General features: G+C 60.9%; 16 protein-coding genes and 1 tRNA gene. 6 read left to right on the top strand and 11 right to left on the bottom strand.

All coding sequences use genetic code 11. The features are described from left to right. Positions 1-101 precede the first annotated feature (101 nt). From PVZ80_RS01405 to PVZ80_RS01395, 3 genes are all read left to right on the top strand, one after another. Positions 102-1211: a 2-aminoethylphosphonate--pyruvate transaminase gene (locus tag PVZ80_RS01405; RefSeq protein ID WP_273863340.1), complete on the top strand. Its 1110-nt coding sequence runs from the start codon at positions 102-104 to the stop codon at positions 1209-1211. Positions 1212-1344: 133 nt separating this feature from the next. Further along, on the top strand, positions 1345-2172 hold the full coding sequence (phnX, locus tag PVZ80_RS01400; RefSeq protein ID WP_273863339.1) for a phosphonoacetaldehyde hydrolase: 828 nt from the start codon (positions 1345-1347) through the stop codon (positions 2170-2172). Between the two features lie 171 nt (positions 2173-2343). Next, complete coding sequence (locus PVZ80_RS01395; RefSeq protein WP_009049841.1) at positions 2344-2892, top strand: cytochrome b; 549 nt, start codon at positions 2344-2346, stop codon at positions 2890-2892. Here the strand turns inward: PVZ80_RS01395 and PVZ80_RS01390 are convergent. After that, positions 2889-3821, bottom strand: coding sequence for a 1-aminocyclopropane-1-carboxylate deaminase/D-cysteine desulfhydrase (locus PVZ80_RS01390; protein WP_273863338.1), 933 nt, complete (start codon positions 3819-3821; stop codon positions 2889-2891). The genes PVZ80_RS01395 and PVZ80_RS01390 overlap by 4 nt on opposite strands. A gap of 230 nt (positions 3822-4051) precedes the next feature. Beyond that, positions 4052-6091, bottom strand: coding sequence for an NADPH-dependent 2,4-dienoyl-CoA reductase (locus tag PVZ80_RS01385; RefSeq protein WP_009049843.1), 2040 nt, complete (start codon positions 6089-6091; stop codon positions 4052-4054). A 211-nt stretch (positions 6092-6302) separates the two neighbouring features. On the opposite strand from PVZ80_RS01385, the gene PVZ80_RS01380 reads away from it, so the two are divergent. Beyond that, positions 6303-7433, top strand: coding sequence for a carbon-nitrogen hydrolase family protein (locus PVZ80_RS01380; protein WP_273863337.1), 1131 nt, complete (start codon positions 6303-6305; stop codon positions 7431-7433). 4 nt (positions 7434-7437) lie between these two features. Then, positions 7438-8475 (top strand): AraC family transcriptional regulator, encoded by a 1038-nt coding sequence (locus PVZ80_RS01375; RefSeq protein WP_053269488.1) that lies wholly within the window; start codon positions 7438-7440, stop codon positions 8473-8475. 354 nt (positions 8476-8829) lie between these two features. On the opposite strand, the gene PVZ80_RS01370 is transcribed toward PVZ80_RS01375, so the two are convergent. Next, complete coding sequence (locus PVZ80_RS01370; RefSeq protein WP_273828645.1) at positions 8830-9699, bottom strand: DUF2242 domain-containing protein; 870 nt, start codon at positions 9697-9699, stop codon at positions 8830-8832. 91 nt (positions 9700-9790) lie between these two features. Then, positions 9791-10690: a LysR family transcriptional regulator gene (locus tag PVZ80_RS01365; protein WP_038633698.1), complete on the bottom strand. Its 900-nt coding sequence runs from the start codon at positions 10688-10690 to the stop codon at positions 9791-9793. 125 nt (positions 10691-10815) lie between these two features. On the opposite strand from PVZ80_RS01365, the gene PVZ80_RS01360 reads away from it, so the two are divergent. After that, positions 10816-12021: an MFS transporter gene (locus PVZ80_RS01360; protein WP_273863336.1), complete on the top strand. Its 1206-nt coding sequence runs from the start codon at positions 10816-10818 to the stop codon at positions 12019-12021. Positions 12022-12076: 55 nt separating this feature from the next. Here PVZ80_RS01360 and PVZ80_RS01355 read toward each other — a convergent pair whose 3' ends face one another. From PVZ80_RS01355 to PVZ80_RS01325, 7 genes are all read right to left on the bottom strand, one after another. After that, the gene (locus tag PVZ80_RS01355; protein ID WP_023964295.1) at positions 12077-13948 is read right to left on the bottom strand and encodes a SurA N-terminal domain-containing protein; all 1872 of its coding nucleotides are present in this window, start codon (positions 13946-13948) and stop codon (positions 12077-12079) included. Between the two features lie 233 nt (positions 13949-14181). Further along, positions 14182-14511, bottom strand: coding sequence for an HU family DNA-binding protein (locus tag PVZ80_RS01350; RefSeq protein ID WP_020296819.1), 330 nt, complete (start codon positions 14509-14511; stop codon positions 14182-14184). A gap of 93 nt (positions 14512-14604) precedes the next feature. After that, complete coding sequence (lon, locus tag PVZ80_RS01345; protein ID WP_016701944.1) at positions 14605-17001, bottom strand: endopeptidase La; 2397 nt, start codon at positions 16999-17001, stop codon at positions 14605-14607. A gap of 163 nt (positions 17002-17164) precedes the next feature. Next, positions 17165-18448 carry an ATP-dependent Clp protease ATP-binding subunit ClpX gene (gene clpX / locus PVZ80_RS01340; RefSeq protein WP_007927204.1) on the bottom strand — a complete coding sequence of 428 codons (1284 nt, stop codon included), beginning with the start codon at positions 18446-18448 and terminating at the stop codon, positions 17165-17167. Positions 18449-18554: 106 nt separating this feature from the next. Next, positions 18555-19196, bottom strand: coding sequence for an ATP-dependent Clp endopeptidase proteolytic subunit ClpP (clpP, locus tag PVZ80_RS01335; RefSeq protein WP_007927205.1), 642 nt, complete (start codon positions 19194-19196; stop codon positions 18555-18557). Between the two features lie 93 nt (positions 19197-19289). Continuing rightward, positions 19290-20600 (bottom strand): trigger factor, encoded by a 1311-nt coding sequence (gene tig / locus PVZ80_RS01330; RefSeq protein WP_009049851.1) that lies wholly within the window; start codon positions 20598-20600, stop codon positions 19290-19292. Positions 20601-21023: 423 nt separating this feature from the next. Continuing rightward, a tRNA-Leu gene (locus PVZ80_RS01325) sits at positions 21024-21108 on the bottom strand. Between the last annotated feature and the right edge of the window lie 25 nt (positions 21109-21133).

The raw sequence follows: 21133 nt of genomic DNA, 5'->3' as shown, positions 1-21133 counted from the left end.
TAACAACAAACAATTTGATTGATAGCGAGGCAAACTGCAATTTAAGCCCCGTAGTTTTTATCCCAAGCGCATCCCATAACGCTTTTGCGAGGACACCCGAATTGAGTACTGCCGCGCCCATCCTGCTCACTCCCGGCCCCCTGACCACTTCGGCCCGTACCCGCCAGGCGATGCTGCTGGACTGGGGTTCATGGGATGACCGTTTCAACCAGCTGACCGCCAGCGTCTGCGAACAATTGCTGGCCATCGTCAACGGCGCCGCCAGCCACCACTGCGTGCCCCTGCAAGGCAGCGGCACCTTCGCCGTGGAAGCCGCCATCGGCACCCTGGTGCCACGCGACGGCAAGGTGCTGGTGCTGATCAACGGCGCCTACGGCAAGCGCCTGGCGAGGATCTGCGAAGTGCTGGGTCGCGATTTCAGCACCTTCGAAACCGCCGAGGACCAGCCCACCACCGCCGCCGACGTCGATCGCCTGCTGCATGCCGATGCCACCATCAGCCATGTGGCGCTGATCCACTGCGAAACCAGCACCGGGATCCTCAACCCGCTGCCGGACATCGCCCAGGTGGTCGCCGGTCATGGCAAACGCCTGATCATCGACGCCATGAGTTCCTTCGGCGCGCTGCCGATCGATGCCCGGCAGGTGCCGTTCGACGCGCTGATCGCCGCGTCCGGCAAGTGCCTGGAAGGCGTCCCCGGCATGGGCTTCGTCTTCGCCCGCAAGGACGCCCTGGCCGCGGCCGCCGGCAACTCGCACTCGCTGGCCATGGACCTGCACGACCAGCACAGCTACCTGCTCAAGACCGGGCAATGGCGCTTCACGCCGCCGACCCATGTGGTCGCGGCGCTGCACGAAGCCCTGCTGCAATACCACGAAGAAGGCGGCCTGCCGGCGCGCCACCAGCGTTATGCCGCCAACTGCCAGGCGCTGCTCGACGGCATGGTGCAACTGGGCCTGCGCAGCTTCCTGCCGGCGGCGATCCAGGCGCCGATCATCGTCACCTTCCACGCGCCGAACGATCCGCGCTACCAGTTCAAGGAGTTCTACGAACGGGTCAAGGCCAAGGGTTTCATCCTCTACCCCGGCAAGCTGACCCAGGTCGAAACCTTCCGCGTCGGCTGCATCGGCCACGTCGACCCGGCCGGGATGCGCGCCGCGGTCCAGGCCATCGCCGATGTGCTGCGGGAAATGCAAGTGCTGGATATCTGACCCCGACACACAACCTGTAGGAGCAGGGGGGACGCCTAGTCCTTGCCCGCGATTGCGGGCACCGCGTTCCATCAGGTCAACCTCGTCATCGTTCATCGCGGGCAAACCTCGCGCCTACACAGGTCTTCAACACATGAACTACAACACCCCCAAGCAGCTGCAAGCCGCGATCCTCGACTGGGCCGGCACCGTGGTCGACTTCGGCTCCTTTGCGCCGACCCAGATCTTCGTCGAGGCCTTCGCCGAGTTCGACGTGCAGGTCTCCATCGAAGAAGCCCGTGGCCCGATGGGCATGGGCAAGTGGGACCACATCCGCACCCTGTGCGACCTGCCGCAGGTTGCCGAGCGTTATCGCCAGGTGTTCGGCCGCACCCCGACCGACGACGATGTCACCGCCATCTACCAGCGCTTCATGCCGCTGCAGATCGAAAAGATCGCCGAACATTCGGCGCTGATCCCCGGCGCCCTGGAAACCATCGCCAACCTGCGCCAGCAAGGCATCCGGATCGGCTCCTGCTCCGGCTACCCGAAGCAGGTCATGGACAAGGTGGTGGAACTGGCGGCGGCCAATGGCTACGTCGCCGACCACGTAGTGGCCACCGACGAGGTGCCAAACGGCCGCCCATGGCCGGCCCAGGCCCTGGCCAACGTGATCGCCCTGGGGATCGACGATGTCGCCGCCTGCGTGAAGATCGACGACACCGTGCCGGGCATTCTCGAAGGCCGTCGCGCCGGCATGTGGACTGTGGCCCTGATCTGCTCCGGCAACGCCCTGGGCCTGACCTACGAGGGTTATCGCGCCCTGGGCAGCGACACCCTGGCCAGCAAGCGCCAGCGCATCCACGGGCTGTTCGAGGGTTCGCGGCCGCACTACATGATCGACACCATCAGCGATTTACCGCAGGTGATCGCCGACATCAACCAGCGCCTGGCCAACGGCGAGATGCCCCAAAGCAGCTGATCGGCCATTGGCCTCCCCCGAGCGGCAGCCCGGCATGGAGCTGCCGTTTTTTTACCGGCACTCGCGCAAACCGCGCATTTGCCCCGGGCAGAGCCTCGGAAACAGGATTACAGTTACAGCACTCCGTCGTTAAGAACGGAGGCTACTGACCTGATGAACGAGGAAGGCTCTATGCCCTGGAAGAACTCCGACAACCGTTACAGCACGGTGTCGATTGCATTGCATTGGCTGATGCTGGTGTTGTTGATCGCGGTCTACGCCTGCATCGAATTACGCGGCATTTTCCCCAAGGGCAGCGGTGGCCGGACGCTGATCAAGGAAGCGCACTTCATGCTCGGCCTGACCGTGTTCGTGCTGGTCTGGCTGCGCCTGCTGGCCCGCAGCCTGGGGGTGGCACCGAAGATCCTGCCCACACCGCCAAGCTGGCAGATGCTGCTGTCCAAGCTGATGCACTGGGCCCTGTACCTGTTCATGATCGCCATGCCGATCCTCGGCTGGCTGATCACCAGCGCCGAAGGCCATCAGGTGATGTTCTACGGCATCGACCTGCCGCTGCTGGTGGCTGAAGACAAACAGTTCGCCAAACAGGTCGAAGGCTGGCACGTGCTGCTGGGCACCGTCGGCTACTGGCTGATCGGGCTGCATGCGGTGGCCGGGCTTTACCACCACTACTTTATGCGCGACAACACCCTGCAACGCATGCTGCCCAAGCGCGGCTAAGGCTGCGCCGGCTCGGCGAAACCCCGGCGGCCCTGCAAGCCGCCGGTATGGACGAAGACCAGGCGGCTGCCGGCGGCAAAGCGCCCGGCCTCCACCTGTTGCTTGAGGGCCAGCAAGGCCTTGCCGGTGTACAGCGGCTCCAGGGGGATGCCGCTGTGGCGTTCAGTCTCTTCGATAAACGCCAGCAGCAGCGGATCGACCTTGGCGAAACCGCCGCGACTGCTGTCGAACAGCTCATAACCCCCGTCCTGCAAGCCCGCCTCCCGCACAATAGCCGCCACCTGTTGCGCGACACCGTGATCGTCCGGCACTGCCAGGGCGCCATACACCGGGTGGGCGCCGGCCTCCCCCAACACCAGCCCGGCCAGGGTGGTGCCGGTGCCGGCGGCCAGCCACCAGCCGTGATAGTCGTCCCAGCCCAAGGCATTCAGTTGACTGCGCATCTGGTTCACCAGCGGCATGCAGCCGCTGGCCCCGAGCAAGCCGCCACCGCCCTCCGCCACCGGGAACAATTCAGGGTACTGGGCCTGCCAGGGCTGCCAGAAGCCTGGCTCATGCCGCGCTCGGTAGCCGCCGTAGCCGAGCCAGTGCAGCTGCATGCCGAAGCCTTGCAGGTCGAGCACGGTGGGCGTGTCCTGCGGATGACCGCGCAGCAGCCCCACGGTAGCGAAACCAAAACGCTTGCCGGCGGCCGCCAATGCATGCAGGTGATTGGAGTGAGCACCGCCCAGGCTGATGATGCCCCGGGCACCGGCCTCGCCAGCCGCCGCCAGATGCGGGGCGAGCTTGAACCATTTGTTGCCGGAGATCAGCGGGTCGATCTGGTCCAGGCGCAGGACCGCCACTTCCACCCCGGCGCGGGACAGCCAGTCGAGGGCCAGGGGTTGCAGGGGCGCGCTGGGCAGCCAGTGGAAAGGTCCGAGGCTCATGAAGCAAGACGGTGATGCATGACTGGCAACTTCTGGATAGCGGGGGCAGGAAGTCTACCAGCCTGAAGGGCCCTATCGCAGGCAAGTCGGATCGCCGCCCGCTCGCTCCTACAGACGAAGACCGTGGGGCTTTTTGTAGGAGCGAGGCTTGCCCGCGATGGCGTCGGAACAGACATAAAAAAGCCACCGGGGCTCTTCGCAGAACCCCGGTGGCCATGATTACCGCTGGATCAGAGTTCAGCGGCCAGGCGCGAGCCCTGATTGATCGCACGCTTGGCGTCCAGCTCGGCGGCCACGTCGGCGCCACCGATCAGGTGCACGTTCTGCCCGGCGGCCACCAGGCCTTCGTGCAGTTCGCGCAGCGGATCCTGGCCGGCGCAGATCACGATATTGTCCACCGGCAACACCTGCGGCTCGCCACTCTCGCCGATGCGGATATGCAGGCCGGCGTCGTCGATCTTCAGATACTCGACGCTGTTGAGCATCTGCACCTGCTTGTTCTTCAGGCCGGTGCGGTGAATCCAGCCGGTGGTCTTGCCCAGGCCGTCGCCGACCTTGGAGGTCTTGCGCTGCAGCAGGAACACCTGGCGCGCCGGAGCATGACGCTCGGGCTTGATACCGGCGACGCCGCCACGGGCCTCCAGGTGCGTGTCGATGCCCCACTCCTTCCAGAACGCTTCACGGTCCTGGCTGGTGGCCACGCCCTGATGCACGAGGAACTCGGAGACGTCGAAGCCGATGCCGCCAGCCCCGATCACCGCCACTTTCTGGCCCACTGGCTTGCGCTGCAGCAGCACGTCCAGGTAGCTCAGGACCTTGGCGTGGTCGACGCCCGGGATCGCCGGCGTGCGCGGGGCGATACCGGTGGCCAGGATGATTTCGTCATAACCGCCGGCCACCAGTTGCTCGACATCGACCCGACGGTTCAGGCACAGCTCGACGTTGGTGGTCTGCAGCTTGCGCTTGAAGTAGCGCAGGGTTTCGAAGAACTCCTCCTTGCCCGGCACGCGCTTGGCGACATTGAACTGGCCGCCGATTTCGCTGGCCGAATCGAACAGCGTCACCTGATGGCCGCGCTCGGCCGCCACGGTCGCGGCGGACAGCCCGGCGGGGCCGGCGCCGACCACGGCGATCTTCTTGATCTGCTGCACCGGCAGGTAGTTGAGTTCGGTCTCGTAGCAGGCCCGCGGGTTCACCAGGCAACTGGTGAGCTTGCCGCCGAAGGTGTGGTCCAGGCAGGCCTGGTTGCAGCCGATGCAGGTGTTGATTTCATCGCCACGCCCCGCGGCTGCCTTGTTGACGAACTCCGGGTCGGCAAGGAACGGCCGCGCCATGGAGACCATGTCGGCGTCGCCTTCGGCGAGGATCTGCTCGGCCACTTCCGGAGTATTGATGCGGTTGGTGGTGATCAGCGGGATGGACACCGAACCGCGCAGCTTGGCCGTGACCTTGCTGAAGGCGGCACGCGGCACCTTGGTGGCGATGGTCGGGATCCGCGCTTCGTGCCAGCCGATACCGGTGTTGATGATGGTCGCGCCGGCCTGCTCGATGGCCTTGGCCAGCTGCACGATTTCTTCCCAGGTGCTGCCGCCTTCCACCAGGTCGAGCATCGACAGGCGGAAGATGATGATGAAGTTCGGGCCTACCGCTTCGCGCACGCGGCGGACGATTTCCACCGGCAGGCGCATGCGGTTTTCGTAGCTGCCGCCCCAGCGGTCGGTACGGTGGTTGGTGTGCGCGGCGAGGAACTGGTTAATGAAGTAGCCTTCGGAGCCCATGATCTCGACGCCGTCGTACTCGGCCTGCTGCGCCAGGGTCGAGCAAGTGACAAAGTCGCGAATCTGCTTCTCGATGCCCTCTTCGTCCAGCTCCTTGGGCTTGAACGGGTTGATCGGCGCCTGGATCGCGCTCGGCGCCACCTGTTTCGGGCTGTAGGCATAACGCCCGGCATGGAGGATCTGCATGCAGATCTTGCCGCCCGCCTCGTGGACCGCGCGAGTGACGATACGGTGCTTGAGCGCCTCTTCTTCGGTGGTCAGCTTGGCCGCGCCGGAGTACACGCCGCCCTCGTCGTTCGGGCCGATGCCGCCGGTCACCATCAGGCCGACGCCACCGCGGGCACGCTCGGCGAAGTAGGCGGCCATGCGTTCGAAACCGCCGGGCTTTTCTTCCAGGCCGGTGTGCATCGAGCCCATCAGGGTACGGTTGCGCAGGGTGGTAAAGCCCAGGTCCAGCGGGGCCAGCAAATGCGGGTAGTGAGCGGCGGCCATCGGTAACTCCACATCGAACGATCACGGAAAAAATGCGGAAGCTCTGCGGCTCCCGTCGGTCATGTTCGACAGACTAAGAGCAGCCCCCAAGGCGCTCAATGACCGTAACTGACAACTTATTGATCCAAATGCGCAGCCCGCCCTTGGCAATCGTGGACATGGGCCCTACCCTAGTCAGCGAATCCCGCACACGGCTGCCGACTGTCTTCCCATGCGCAAACTTCTTTACTTCACCTTCACCCTGGCCCTGATTGCCGCCCTGACCAGCTACACCCTGTGGACCCGCGAGCGGCCGATCGGTCATTACCTGTCCGACCTGCGCATCCAGCTCGCGGTGGACCAGGGCACCCCTGCCGACCATGGCAACCTGCTGGGTATCCAGCCCGAGCTGTTCCCCACCGATTACCAGAGCCCCGAGCGTCTGCACCGCAAGCTCGCGGCCTACCTGCAACAGGCCCGGGACCGGGGGCTGCTGAACGAAAAGACCGTGGTGGTGCTGCCGGAGCACATCGGCACCTGGCTGATGGTCAGCGGCGAGAAAAACGAGCTGTATCAGGCCGCCAGCCTGAAAGAGGCGATGAACTGGCTGGCGGTAAGCAACCCCCTGCCCTTCCTGCGCGCCCTGATCACCGCCAAGGGTGACAATCGCCTGAACGACGCGCACCTGCGGATGAAGGCCAGGAGCATGGCCGAGCAGTACCAGCGGCTGTTCGGCGGCCTGGCCAAGGAATTTGGCATCACCCTGGTGGCGGGCTCCATTGTCCTGCCGGAACCGGTGATCGAAGGCAGCAACCTGCGCATCGGCAGCGGCGCGCTGTACAACACCACCCTGGTCTTCGGCAGCGATGGCCTGCCGATCGGCCAGCCGCAACGCCAGCTGTACCCGACCTTCGACGAGCGCGGTTTTATCCAGGCCAGCGCCGACCAGGCTGTCCAGGTGGTCGACACCCCGGCCGGCCGCCTGGGCGTGCTGATCGGCAGCGACAGCTGGTACCCGGACAACTACCGCAAGCTCAACGCCCAGGGCGCGCAACTGGTGGCGGTCCCGGCCTTCGTCATGGGTCGTGGTGCCTGGGACAGGCCATGGCGCGGCTACAAGAACCTCTCGACCCCAAGCGAGGTCAGCCTCAAGCCTGAAGAAGTCAGCGAAGGCGAGGCCTGGCGCCGCCTGACCCTGACCAGCCGCGCGCCCAGCAGCCTGGCCAGCACCGGCGTCAGCGTGTTCCTGCGCGGCCAGTTCTGGGATCAGGGCAGCGCCGGGCAAAGCTTCATCAACAGCAACGGCGAGCACTTCGCCGATGGCGATGCCCGTGGCGCGCGTTTGCTGAATATCTGGTTGTAAGTCCATGAAGCCCCAGCCGATGCGCCTCGGAGACCTGTCGGTGGGCTTCGTCCATAGCCTGGCCGACGCCGTGCGCAGCCATGGCCTCGACCCGCAGCCGCTGCTGGAACAATACGGACTGGACGCCGCGCGCCTGGCCGAGGCCGGGGCGCGGTTGTCGATTCCCCGTTACATGCGCCTGGGCCACGCGGCGATTCAACTGACCGGCGATCCGGCGCTGGGGTTGCGCATGGGCCAGCTCAGCCGCCTGAGCCAGGCCGGGCTGGCGGGCGTCACCGCCGCCCAGGCGCCGACCGTACGCGAAGCCGCGCGCTGCCTGACCCGTTTCGAAGCTTTGTATGGCTCGAACTATCGCGGCCAGTCGAGCTTCCATGAAGACGCCGACGGCGCCTGGCTGCGCTTCTATTCCATCAGCCCCTACAACGCCTACAACCGCTTTGTGGTGGATTCGATCCTGGCCGGCTGGCTGCAGCAACTGGGCAGCCTCGGCTCGCCGGTCAAGGCTGAACGCATCGAGATCGAGTTTGTCCAGACCGATTACCGCGAACGCTACAACAGCCTGGGGGATTGCCCGATCCTGTTCGGCGCCGAGCACAATCAGTTGCGCCTGAGCCAGGCCACCCTGGCCCAGCGCAATGTCGAGCACTGCCCCAGTACCTGGCGCCATCTGCTGCAACTCTGTGAACGGGAACTGGAGCAACTGACCCGCACCCGCAGCCTGCGTGAACGCATCACTCAGTTGCTGGGGCCTTTGCTCAATGGTGGCCGGGAGCCCGACCTGGAAGAAGTGGCGGCACGCCTGAAGCTGCCAACCTGGACCCTGCGCCGCAAACTCGCCGAGGAAGGGACGCAGTTTCGCGCCATTCTCAACGACACCCGCCGCGATCTGGCCATGACCTACATTCGCGATACCGAACTGGCCTTCGGGGAAATTGCCTATCTGTTGGGGTTTGCCTCAGCCGAGGCCTTTCAACGCGCCTTCAAGCGCTGGAGCGGCCAGACACCGGGTGAATTTCGTCGCAGCCACCGGCAGTCAGCCTGAAAAAAACGCCACCGGCGTTACAGCTCGGTGGCGTCTTCTGCGGGTTCCAGCGGGTCCAGTTCAAAGGCCTGGAATTCCAGCAGTTCTTCTTGGTAATCGTCCATCGCGGACTCCTTGTGTGTGGCCTGTGGGTGGGGCTTAGGTAACCTGCGTGCTGAGTCGTCTTCTTACTGACTGAGCCGTCAGCATAAAGTGCCGATGTGACAGAAAAAAAACCGTGCGCAATCTCCGTCCCTCAGATGGAACGTAGCAGCTGGCAACGGATTTACCCGCGAGCTGGCAAAGAAATCTTCAGAGAGGACTGGCAACCGCGGGATCGACACCAGGGTCGATCTCGCAGCTATCCGCAGATGCTTACTGTGGCAGTGCCGGAATCGGCTCTGTCGGCGCCGGCAAGGTGCTGGCGGGAGGCGGGGTCACTATCTCGGTGGCCGGCGTCGGCTCGGCAGGTGCGCTCGGTGCGATGGGCGCCGCTTCCGCGGGTGGCGCTAGCGGTTGCGAGAGGTTCGAGGCGGGTGGCGCAACGGGCGAAGTGGCCGGAGTCGGCTCGGCAGCCGGTACAGCAGGCGGTACGACAGGTGCCGGTTGCGGCGTCACGGGCGCCGGGGCTGGTGCTGCGGCAGGCTCCGCGGGCTTGGGTTCGGGCATGCCCAGATCGGTCTTCGGCTTCTCGATGATATGCGCGGCCTTTTTCGCTTCCTGCGGCAGGAACAGCTCCACCAGGGCGAAATAACGCTCGTAGAACTTCGCCGAGGAAACCGTCTCGCTGGCGACCTTGACCATCGAGTCGTCGGTCGAGCCGATCGGCATCGACACCGAACCCAGCACGCCCACCCCCAGGCTCGCCGAGTTGTTGACCTTCTTCAGGGCATAACGGTCTTGCAGGGCATTGGCGAACACCGTGGAGCGGTGATTGGTGCTGCCGTCCTGGGCGCACACCACGCTGAAGCTGATCTCCATGTGGGTTTCGCCCGTCTGCTGGAAGCTCTTGTGACCACTGACCAGTTTCGGATCGCTGCTGGTGATGATGTAGCCCTGGCTGAGCAGGGCGCGACGGGCGGCCTCGCAGGACGCCGTGTCACTCACCGGGTAATTGCGCGAAAAGGTGCCGGAGTCATCGAAGTTTTCATGCTCGTAAATGGCGGTCTTCTGCGACGAACAACCGGCGACGGCCGCCAGCAGCAGCGTCAACCCGGCGGCACGCAGGTGAAATGATCTATGCATCGAAAATCCTGAGGAAAACGGTCCGGGGCGTATTGTGCAACAGTTCGAGGCCACAGGGCGCGCGGATTAGTGTCTTAAGGTGAATACAAGGTTACTGACCACGGTTTGCCGGAAAAAGTCGCGCGCACAGATGATCGATGAACACACGTAGCTTGGCGGCAGTGTGCCGGCTCGCAGGCCAGAGCAGCCAGAAGGTGCCGTTGTGTTCGAGATGCTCGTCCAGCACCCGCTGCAACTCGCCCCGCTCGACCGCTTCGTGAACCATGAAGTCGGGCAGGCAGGCGATCCCCAGGTCGCGCCGTACCGCGTGGTCCAGCGCTTCGATCGAGGTACTGACAAAACGTGTCGGCAGCAGCGGTTCCGGGGCGTCGACCGCTCGTCGCAATGGCCAGTGCTCGATTTTGCCCGTGTTGTGGAAGGTATGCCGCAAGCACCCGTGGTTAGCCAGGTCCGCGGGCGTCTGCGGAACGCCATGCTCGCGAAAGTACTCAGGCGTCCCCACCAGCACCAGGCGGTACTGCCCCAAGGACCGGGCCACCAGCCGTGAGTCACCGGGGCTGCCGGTACGTATCACGGCATCGAACCCCTCTTCCACGACATCCACTATGCGGTCCGTCAGCACGATATCCAGCTCGATCTCCGGATAACGCTGCATGAACTCCACCAACACCGGCATCACCAGGCCATGCACCTGCGGCAGGCTGACCCGCAGCTTGCCCCTCGGAGCATTGGAAGACTTGCACAGATCGAATTCGGCCGCCTCGACCTCGGCGACAATCCGGCGGCAGCGCTCGAGAAAACCTGCACCTTCGGCGGTCAGGGTGATGCTGCGGGTACTGCGATGAAACAGTTGGGTCTCCAGGCGCTCCTCGAGCCGCGCGATGCTCTTGCCGACAGCCGAAGACGATACCCCCAACAACCGCCCCGCCTCGGTAAAACTGCGGGTTTTCGCCACTTGCAGGAAGACTGAGATATTGCTCAACCAGTCCATCGCCAACCTCGCTATTGCGGACATGGATGTCCGATAAGTTCGGAACCTTAGCCTATTTTTCTCTTTATCACAGCGCCCTACCCTCAGCCTCCCTACTTCCTGAAACCTGTAGCGAGCCTGAGACCATGACCGAACCTCTTGCCACCGTCGACCTGCTGGACATTGAATCCAGACGTCACGACCGACTTCCGCTGAGCGGCCTGCTGGCGCTGGCGACCGCCGGGTTCATCACCATCCTTACCGAAGCCATGCCAGCCGGCCTGTTGCCACAAATGAGCCAGGACCTGGCGGTGTCCCCGGCGCTGGTGGGCCAACTGGTTACGCTGTACGCCATTGGTTCGCTCCTGGCGGCGATCCCGCTGGTGATCCTCCCCCAGGGCTGGCGCCGCCGGCCCTTGCTGATGATCGCGATAGGCGGCTTTGCGCTGGTCAACAGTGTCACCGCGTTCTCCACCCAATACAGCCTGATCCTGGTCGCGCGCTTTTTTGCCGGGATATTCGCCGGGCTGCTCTGGGCCCTGCTGGCCGGATATGCCAGCCGCATGGTCGCACCGCACCTGCAAGGCCGGGCCATCGCCGTCGCCATGCTTGGCGCACCGTTGGCGCTGTCCCTGGGAGTGCCGGCGGGCACACTGCTCGGTGCATTGGTCGGCTGGCGGGCCAGCTTTGCCTTGATGACGGTGCTGACTCTGGTTCTACTCGGCTGGGTGCGCTGGCAGGTGCCGGACTTTCCCGGCCTGCGCAGCGACAAGCGCCTGTCGCTGAGGAGTGTGTTTGCCCTGCCCGGGGTCAAGCCGGTGCTGTTCGTGACCTTCGCTTATGTCCTGGGCCACAACATCCTCTACACCTATATCGCGCCGCTCCTTGAGCCGGCCGGTATCACCGGGCAGATCGACCGGGTGTTGCTGGTATTCGGGTTGACCGCGGTGCTGAGCATCTGGGTCGTCGGCCTGCTAATCGATCGCTGGTTGCGGCGGCTGGTGCTGGTCAGTTGCATCCTGTTCGGCCTCTGTGCACTGCTGCTGGCGCTGCGCCCCGACGCGCCAGCCGCGGTCTACGCCTCGATGGTCCTCTGGGGCTTGTCGTACGGTGGCCTCGGCACCCTGCTGCAGACAGCCCTGGCGAAGACTTCCGGTTCCTCTGCCGACGCCGCGCAGTCGATGCTGGTGACCGCCTGGAACCTGGCCATCGCCGGTGGCGGGCTGGTGGGGGGCATACTGCTGGAAGGTCCCGGGGTACTGTCGTTTCCCTGGGTGATCATCGGCCTGCTGCTGGTTTGCCTGGTAGTGGTCGTGAACGCCCGCCGCCATGGGTTTCCCGCCATAGGCTGAAAACAAAAACCCCGGCGCGTTGGCCGGGGTCTCTGTTTGTGACTTCAGTCAGGCATCAGAAGCGCTTGATGTCAGCCTGGTTTTCCAACTGCTTGCGGTACGCCGCGAAGTCTTGCTGCCCCATACGCGAGGCGAGGAAGCGGCGGTACTGAGCCTTTTCTTCGTCGCTCGGTGCAGCGGCTTCGTTCACACCATTGAGCTGCAGGACCACCAGGCTGCCGTTCGGCAGGGTCACGCTGCTGAAGGTCGGCTTGTCCTTGGCCGCTGGCTTGGCCATGCGGAACAGGGCCTGCAACACGATCGGCTCGACGCCTTCCTGGCCGCGGGTCACTGCTTCGGAAACCTTCCAGTTCTGGCCATCGACAGGCGCCTTCAGCGCAGTCTTGCCTTCGCGCAGGCTGGCGATCAAGGCATCGGCCTTGGCCTTGGCGGCAGCACTGGCGTGCTCCTTGGCCAATTGCGTGCGGATGCTGCTGGCGACGCTTTCCAGCGGCAGTTGCTCTGGCTTGCGATGCTCTTTGGCGCGCAGGACCACTACGGTTTCCGGATCCAGTTCGATGGCGGTGCTGTTGGCACCTTCATCCAGCACTTCAGGGCTGAAAGCAGCCTGAATCACCGCACGGTTGGCAGCGATGCCCTCGCCTCCTTCACGCCCGAATGGAGCAGAAGTGTGCACGGTCAGTTTCAGCTCTTGAGCCGGCTGGGCCAGATCCGAGGCTTCGAACGAGGAGTCTTCCAGTTGCTTGGTCGCCTCGACAAAACGCTGCTCGACCTGCTGGGTTTTCAGCTCGCGGGTCAGCTTGTCTTTCAGGCTGGCGAAGCTCGGCACTTCAGGTGCCTCGACGCCCAGCAGCTTGATCAGGTGGAAACCGAAACCGGTGCGTACCGGCGCCGAAACCTGATCCTTGTTCAAGGCGTACAACGCTTCCTCGAAGGCCGGGTCATAGACGCCAGGGCCGGCATAACCGAGGTCACCACCGTTGTTCGCCGAACCCGGGTCCTGGGAGAACTCCTTGGCCAGCGCCTCGAAGCTTTCGCCCTTGGCCAGGCGCGCCTGGATCTCTTCGATCTTGGCCTTGGCCTGTGCTTCGTTCACCTTGTCGTTCACTTCGATCAGGATGTGTGCGGCACGGCGTTGCTCGGACAGGTTGGCGGTTTCTTTCTGATACAGCGCCTGCAGCTCTTCGTCCTTGACGCTGACCTGATCGAAGAAGGAAGCCTTCTTCAACTCCAGGTAGTCGATGACCACCTGGTCCGGCGACATGAATTCCTTGGCGTGTTCGTCGTAGTAAGCCTTGACCTCGTCGTCGGTCAGCTTGACTGCCGCCGGGTCGGCCTTGATGGTCAGGGAGGCATAATCGCGGGTCTGCTTTTCCAGGCGAGCGAATGCCAGCACCTGTGCATCGGTGACAAAACCGCTGCCAGCCAGACCGGCGCGCACTTGGCCAATCAGCATTTCCTGAGCCAGCATCTGACGGAACTGCATCCGGCTATAACCCAGCTGACGGATCACCTGGTCGAAACGCTCAGGGCTGAACTTGCCGTCCACCAGGAATTCCGGCGTTTGCAGGATCACCTGGTCCAGAGCGGCGTCAGAGAAGGCGAACTTGGAGTTTTCCGCGCCTTGCAGCAGCAGCTTGCGGTCGATCAGACCTTTGAGAGCCGCTTCACGCAGCAGCTTCTCGTCGAGCAAGGAAGCATCGAAATCCTTGCCCAGTTGTTGCATGAGCTGACGGCGTTGCATATCAACCGCCTGGCTCAACTCATTCTGGGTGATTTCTTCACCATTGACCTTGGCCGCGTCCTGACTGGTGGAAGTGGCTTGAAAAATGGCATCGAAACCGGTCAGCGCCATCAGTGCGACGATGACCCCGATAATGGTCTTGGCAATCCAGCCTTGTGAATTGTCCCTGATATTCTGCAGCATGCGTCCCCCAGAAACGGTTGTACTTCAAATTAAGCAACCGTGGAGCGTGGGTAGAGTCCGGATAGAAGAAAGGCGCATCCGAGGATGCGCCTTTCTCGTAACTGGCGAAGCGGACAGAGGTTCGAACCCTCGATCCCCGATGTGACAAACCGGATTTCTAACCGGCTGCCCTACCGCTCCGCTGCCAGGTCGGGAAAGACCCCGACCCGGGTAGGCAAAGGCTTGAAGGAAGCTTAGTTAACGGCTTCTTTCAGTGCTTTACCAGCTTTGAAACCTGGTTTTTTGGCTGCAGCGATTTCCAGCGTCTTACCGGTCTGTGGGTTACGACCAATGCGAGCAGGACGATCGGTAACAGAGAAAGTACCGAAACCAACCAGTACAACGGAGTCGCCAGCCTTAAGAGCGCCAGTGACGGATTCGATTACTGCATCCAGCGCACGGCCAGCAGCAGCTTTCGGGATATCAGCAGATGCAGCGATAGCATCAATCAGTTCCGACTTGTTCACTCTAAGTCCCCTTATATATCTATTTGAGTATGATTCTAAGTTTTTTGGTGAAAGCAAAAACCAGTGCTGAATGGCCTACAGACACTTAAGAGCCGCTTTATAACAAGGGCTCTAAAAAGCTGTCAAGGAAGCCCCCCAGGCTAATGCGTACTAATGCGTGCTAATTCTTTCCTTAGAGTCAGACTCGCGTTTTTCATCCTTTGCAACTATCTCGGGAGCCACATCCGGCAAGGGCTCCGGCGCGTATTGCAGCGCAATTTGGAGGACTTCGTCAATCCATTTAACTGGCTTAATTTGAAGATCCTGCTTGATATTGTCAGGAATTTCCTTCAAATCGCGCACATTTTCTTCTGGAATGATGACAGTCTTGATTCCACCACGATGTGCTGCAAGAAGTTTCTCTTTCAAACCACCGATCGCCAACACTTGGCCACGCAGGGTAATTTCCCCGGTCATGGCCACATCAGCCCGTACCGGAATGCCGGTCAATGCCGAAACCAGGGCCGTGCACATGCCTACGCCAGCACTAGGGCCATCTTTCGGGGTCGCCCCTTCCGGCATATGGATATGGGTGTCGCGCTTCTCGTGGAAGTCCAGGGGGATCCCCAGGCTCTTCGCACGGCTACGCACCACCGTCAGCGCCGCAGTGATCGATTCGACCATCACGTCACCCAGCGAACCGGTCTTGATCAACTGACCTTTGCCAGGCACCACGGCCGCTTCGATGGTCAGTAGCTCACCACCGACCTGGGTCCAGGCCAGGCCTGTTACCTGACCGATCTGATCCTGCTGCTCGGCCAGGCCATAGCGGAATTTGCGCACGCCGAGGAAATGCTCCAGCAGGTCGGAAGTGACCTTCACCGAGAAGCGTTTTTCAAGCGCATGCTCCTTGACCGCCTTGCGGCAAACCTTGGCGATCTGGCGCTCCAGCCCACGCACACCGGCTTCGCGGGTGTAGTAACGGATGATGTCGCGAATGGCTTCTTCGTCGAATTCCAGCTCGCCCTTCTTCAGGCCGTTGGCCTGAATCTGCTTGGGCGACAGGTATTTGACCGCGATGTTGATCTTCTCGTCCTCGGTGTAACCCGGCAGACGAATCACCTCCATCCGGTCCAGCAACGCTGGCGGAATATTCATCGAGTTGGAGGTGCAGAGGAACATCACATCGGAGAGGTCGTAATCGACTTCCAGATAGTGGTCGTTGAAGTTGTGGTTCTGCTCGGGGTCGAGCACTTCGAGCAATGCCGAAGCCGGATCGCCACGCATGTCGCTGCCCATCTTGTCGATTTCATCGAGCAGGAACAGCGGGTTGCGAACGCCCACTTTCGTCATCTTTTGAATCAATCTTCCTGGCATCGAACCGATGTAGGTACGACGATGGCCACGAATTTCCGCCTCATCACGCACGCCGCCGAGGGCCATGCGCACGAATTTACGGTTGGTGGCGTGGGCAATCGACTCCGCCAGGGAGGTTTTACCGACCCCAGGAGGCCCGACCAGGCACAGTACCGGGCCACGAATCTTCTTCACGCGCTTTTGCACGGCGAGGTATTCGAGAATCCGCTCTTTGACTTCTTCCAGGCCATAGTGATCCGCATCGAGGATATCTTCGGCGCGCGCCAGGTCCAGACGAACCTTGCTCTGCGCCTTCCACGGCACCTGAACCAGCCAGTCGATGTAGGAACGCACCACTGTGGCCTCGGCCGACATCGGCGACATTTGCTTGAGCTTGTTCAGCTCGGCCTGGGCCTTGGCCAGGGCGTCCTTTGGCAAGCCGGCGGCGTCGATGCGCTTTTTCAGCTCTTCGACTTCGTTATGACCTTCGTCACCGTCGCCCAGCTCTTTCTGAATGGCCTTCATCTGCTCATTCAGGTAGTACTCGCGCTGGCTGCGCTCCATTTGTTTCTTCACGCGACCGCGAATGCGCTTCTCGACCTGCAACAGATCGATTTCCGCATCCAGCAACGCCAGCACGTGCTCGACACGCGCCGACAGGTCGATGATTTCGAGAATTTCCTGCTTCTGCTCGATTTTCAGCGCCATGTGCGCAGCCATGGTATCTACCAGGCGGCTCGGCTCATCGATGCTGTTGAGGGACGACAGCACTTCGGCAGGGACTTTCTTGCCCAGCTGCACGTACTGCTCGAACTGGGACAACAGGCTACGGACAAAGACTTCCGACTCGCGCTCAGGAGCGTCCACCTCGTCAATCAGGGCGACTTCGGCACGGCAGTGGCCATCCACTTCGCTGAAACGCTCCACAGCACCCCGCTGCTCGCCCTCGACCAGTACTTTGACGGTACCGTCAGGCAACTTGAGCAATTGCAGAACAGTGGCAATGGTACCTACGCGATAGAGTGCATCTTCACCGGGATCATCATCAGCAGGATTTTTCTGAGCCAACAGAAGAATCTGCTTGTCGCCCGTCATCGCGGCCTCGAGGGCTTCGATAGACTTCTCGCGCCCCACGAACAGCGGGATAACCATGTGCGGATAAACCACGACATCACGCAATGGCAAGAGAGGCAATTCGATGGTTGTCTTCATGATTTCGCCTCTACGGCGGCCATAAGGCCGTAAACAGATGGAAGTAAGCTTGAAACCAAGATGGGGGCTGCCTCGAAAAAAAACAAGCTCAAAGACAGTACTTTAAAGGCAGTAAAAGCAAAGGGGCCCGAAGGCCCCTTCTGTCAAACCAGCAGTCCGGCGCTTAGGCGTCCGGGGCTGCCTTGGCAGTCGGCTCACTGTTTTCATAGATATACAGTGGCTTGGACTTACCTTCTATAACGCTTTCGTCGATCACTACTTTACTTACCTCGGACTGCGAGGGGATTTCGTACATAGTGTCGAGCAACACGCCTTCGAGAATCGAACGCAATCCGCGAGCACCAGTCTTGCGCTCAAGCGCACGCTTGGCGACCGACTTGAGGGCATCGGTACGGAATTCCAGATCGACGCCTTCCATCTCGAACAACTTGGCATACTGCTTGGTCAAGGCGTTTTTCGGCTCGGTGAGGATCTGGATCAACGCTGCCTCATCCAGCTCGTCCAAGGTCGCAAGAACCGGCAGACGACCCACGAACTCCGGAATCAGGCCGAACTTGACCAGATCGTCCGGTTCGACTTCACGCAGGGATTCGCCGACCTTCTTGCCCTCTTCCTTGCTGCGTACTTCAGCATTGAAGCCTATGCCGCCGCGAGTCGAACGGTTCTGGATAACCTTTTCCAGACCCGAGAACGCACCACCGCAGATGAACAGGATGTTGCGCGTATCGACCTGCAGGAACTCTTGCTGCGGATGCTTGCGACCACCTTGAGGCGGAACGGAAGCCACAGTGCCTTCGATCAGTTTCAACAGGGCCTGCTGCACGCCTTCGCCCGAAACGTCACGGGTAATCGAAGGGTTGTCAGACTTGCGGGAAATCTTGTCGATTTCATCGATATAGACGATGCCCATTTGAGCTTTCTCTACATCGTAATCGCACTTCTGCAGCAGTTTCTGAATGATGTTCTCGACGTCCTCACCCACATAACCGGCTTCGGTCAGGGTGGTGGCGTCAGCAATGGTGAACGGTACATTCAACAGGCGCGCCAGGGTCTCTGCCAACAGAGTCTTGCCCGAACCTGTAGGGCCGATCAGCAAGATGTTGCTCTTACCCAGTTCGACCTCGTCATTCTTTTTGTCACGTTGGTTGAGGCGCTTGTAGTGGTTGTATACCGCTACCGCCAGAACCTTTTTCGCACGTTCCTGACCAATCACATACTGATCAAGGATGCCGCTGATTTCTTTAGGCGAAGGCAATTTATGCGCGCTGCTTTCGGCCTGTGCTTCCTGCACCTCCTCACGGATGATGTCATTGCACAGGTCGACGCACTCGTCGCAGATAAAGACCGAGGGGCCGGCAATCAATTTGCGTACTTCATGCTGGCTTTTGCCACAGAAGGAGCAATAAAGCAGTTTGCCGTTGTCCTCGCCGTTGCGGGTGTCAGTCATTCGATCGATCCAAATCCGATAGGCTTGCAACACAAGATGAAGGCAATTGCGGGCTTTTTCAAGTCCGCAGGTGGCCGGTTAAACCAACCACCTACATTTGAGTTGCTTAGGCAGGCATTTGACGCTTGGTGATCACAGAGTCGATCAGGCCGTATTCAGCCGCACGCTCTGCGCTCATGAAGTTGTCGCGCTCGGTGTCGCGCTCGATGGTCTCGAGGCTCTGACCGGTGTGATGAGCCAGCAGCGAGTTCAGGCGCGAACGGATGTGCAGGATTTCCTTGGCATGGATGTCGATATCCGAAGCCTGGCCCTGGAAACCGCCCAAAGGCTGGTGAATCATCATCCGCGAGTTAGGCAGGCAGTGACGTTTGCCCGCTGCGCCACCGGCAAGCAGGAAAGCCCCCATGCTGCAGGCCTGGCCGATGCAGATGGTGGAAACGTCCGGCTTGATGAATTGCATGGTGTCGTAGATCGACATACCCGCAGTCACCGAACCGCCTGGCGAGTTGATGTAAAGATGGATGTCCTTGTCCGGGTTTTCCGCTTCAAGGAAGAGCAATTGTGCCGCGACCAGGTTGGCCATGTAGTCTTCTACCGGGCCAATCAGGAAGATCACCCGCTCCTTGAGGAGGCGCGAGTAGATGTCATAGGCGCGTTCGCCACGGGCGGACTGCTCGATAACCATCGGGACCAGGCCGCCTGCGGCCTGGATGTCAGAGCTCTGCTGATAATAAGAATTGCGGGACATGTCCTGCAGTCACTCCCAAATAGTCATGTCTTGAATACGCATAAGCCAGCACGAAGGCTGGCTTATGGTGTGTATTTTCGAACGAGTAAAAAATCAGTCGGCTTGTGGTGCTTCTACCGGCTTGACCGCTTCTTCGTAAGAGACCGATTTGTCGGTCACGCTAGCTTTCTGCAGAACAGTATCCACAACTTGTTCTTCCAGCACAACCGAACGGACTTCGTTCAGTTGCTGCTCGTTCTTGTAGTACCAGGACACGACCTGCTCCGGCTCTTGGTAAGCAGAAGCCATTTCCTGGATCAGCTCACGCACGCGGGCCTCGTCAGGCTTGAGGTCGAATTGCTTGACCACTTCAGCCACGATCAGACCCAGTACGACGCGACGCTTGGCTTGTTCTTCGAACAGCTCGGCCGGCAGTTGATCAGGCTTGATGTTGCCACCGAACTGTTGAACGGCCTGAACGCGCAGACGGTTCACTTCGTTGTCCAGCAGAGCCTTAGGCACTTCGATCGGGTTGGCAGCCAGCAGGCCGTCCATTACCTGGTTCTTGACCTTGGACTTGATGGCCTGACGCAGTTCACGCTCCATGTTCTTGCGAACTTCGGCACGGAAACCTTCCAGACCGGCTTCCTTGATGCCGAATTGAGCGAAGAACTCTTCGGTCAGTTCTGGCAGCTTAGGCTCGGAAACAGTGTTGACGGTCACGGTGAACTCGGCAGCTTTGCTAGCCAGGTCCAGGTTCTGGTAGTTCTCAGGGAAAGTCAGGTTCAGAACGCGTTCTTCACCAGCTTTGGCGCCGACCAGGCCTTCTTCGAAGCCCGGGATCATGCGGCCGGAACCCAGCACCAGCTGAGTACCCTTGGCGGAACCGCCAGCGAACACTTCACCGTCAACCTTGCCGACGAAATCGATGTTCAGTTGGTCTTCGTTTTGAGCGGCACGGTCGGCCACTTCAAAGCGAATGTTCTGCTTGCGCAGGATTTCCAGCATGTTGTCCAGGTCGGCATCAGCCACGTCAGCGCTCAGACGCTCAACGGCGATGGACTCGAAACCGGCAACGGTGAACTCAGGGAACACTTCGAACGTTGCAACGTATTCCAGATCCTTGCCCTTCTCCAGAACCTTTGGCTCAACCGAAGGAGCGCCAGCCGGGTTCAGCTTCTGCTCGACAACAGCTTCGTAGAAGGAAGCCTGGATCACGTCGCCCACAGCTTCTTGACGCGCATCAGCTTCATAACGCTGACGGATCACGCTCATTGGGACTTTGCCAGGACGGAAGCCTGGAATCTTGGCCTTTTGGGCAGTCTGCTGCAGACGCTTGTTGACCTGTGTCTCGATGCGCTCAGCCGGCACGGTGATGCTCATGCGGCGCTCAAGAGCAGAAGTATTTTCAACAGAAACTTGCATGGATATTCCTCGTTGCACAGACGTTAGCCGGCCGTTTCCGACCCCAGAATCAAGGGCATGCATTCTAGTGGGTCAAACTCAAGAAGTCACCCTACTGAAAACGGGTAAAAAAACAGCTGGCGATTTAAAGGCGGGGACCAACGGTTGAGCCTCGCCCTGAGAGCAAATACAGCGAATCAAACCAGGGCCTCTGCACCAACGCTTCTATATATAGAAGGAATGGCGCATCACCTCCCCGATAGCCGGACCAAACCACAGCCCGACTGGTAAACCTTCAGCATTCCAGCGACAAAAGGACGAGTGTTTCGTCGCTTCCTTGGTCCACCACCTGCGACCCGCTGGAAATACAGACTTCTGAAACGAAAACGGCGCAGCCCTTTTCAGGTGCTGCGCCGTTATCTGCTATATAAATAGCTACTTAATTGGTGCGGACGAAGAGACTCGAACTCTTACACCTTGCGGCGCTGGAACCTAAATCCAGTGTGTCTACCAATTCCACCACGTCCGCGTATCAAGCTTTTAAAGCAAAGGCG

The organism is Pseudomonas sp. B3G-3 (assembly GCF_028640915.1).
Classification (GTDB): domain Bacteria; phylum Pseudomonadota; class Gammaproteobacteria; order Pseudomonadales; family Pseudomonadaceae; genus Aquipseudomonas; species Aquipseudomonas chlororaphis_I.
The sequence above is the reverse complement of the archived record's forward strand: the minus strand, read 5'-3'. Positions and strand labels throughout refer to the sequence as shown.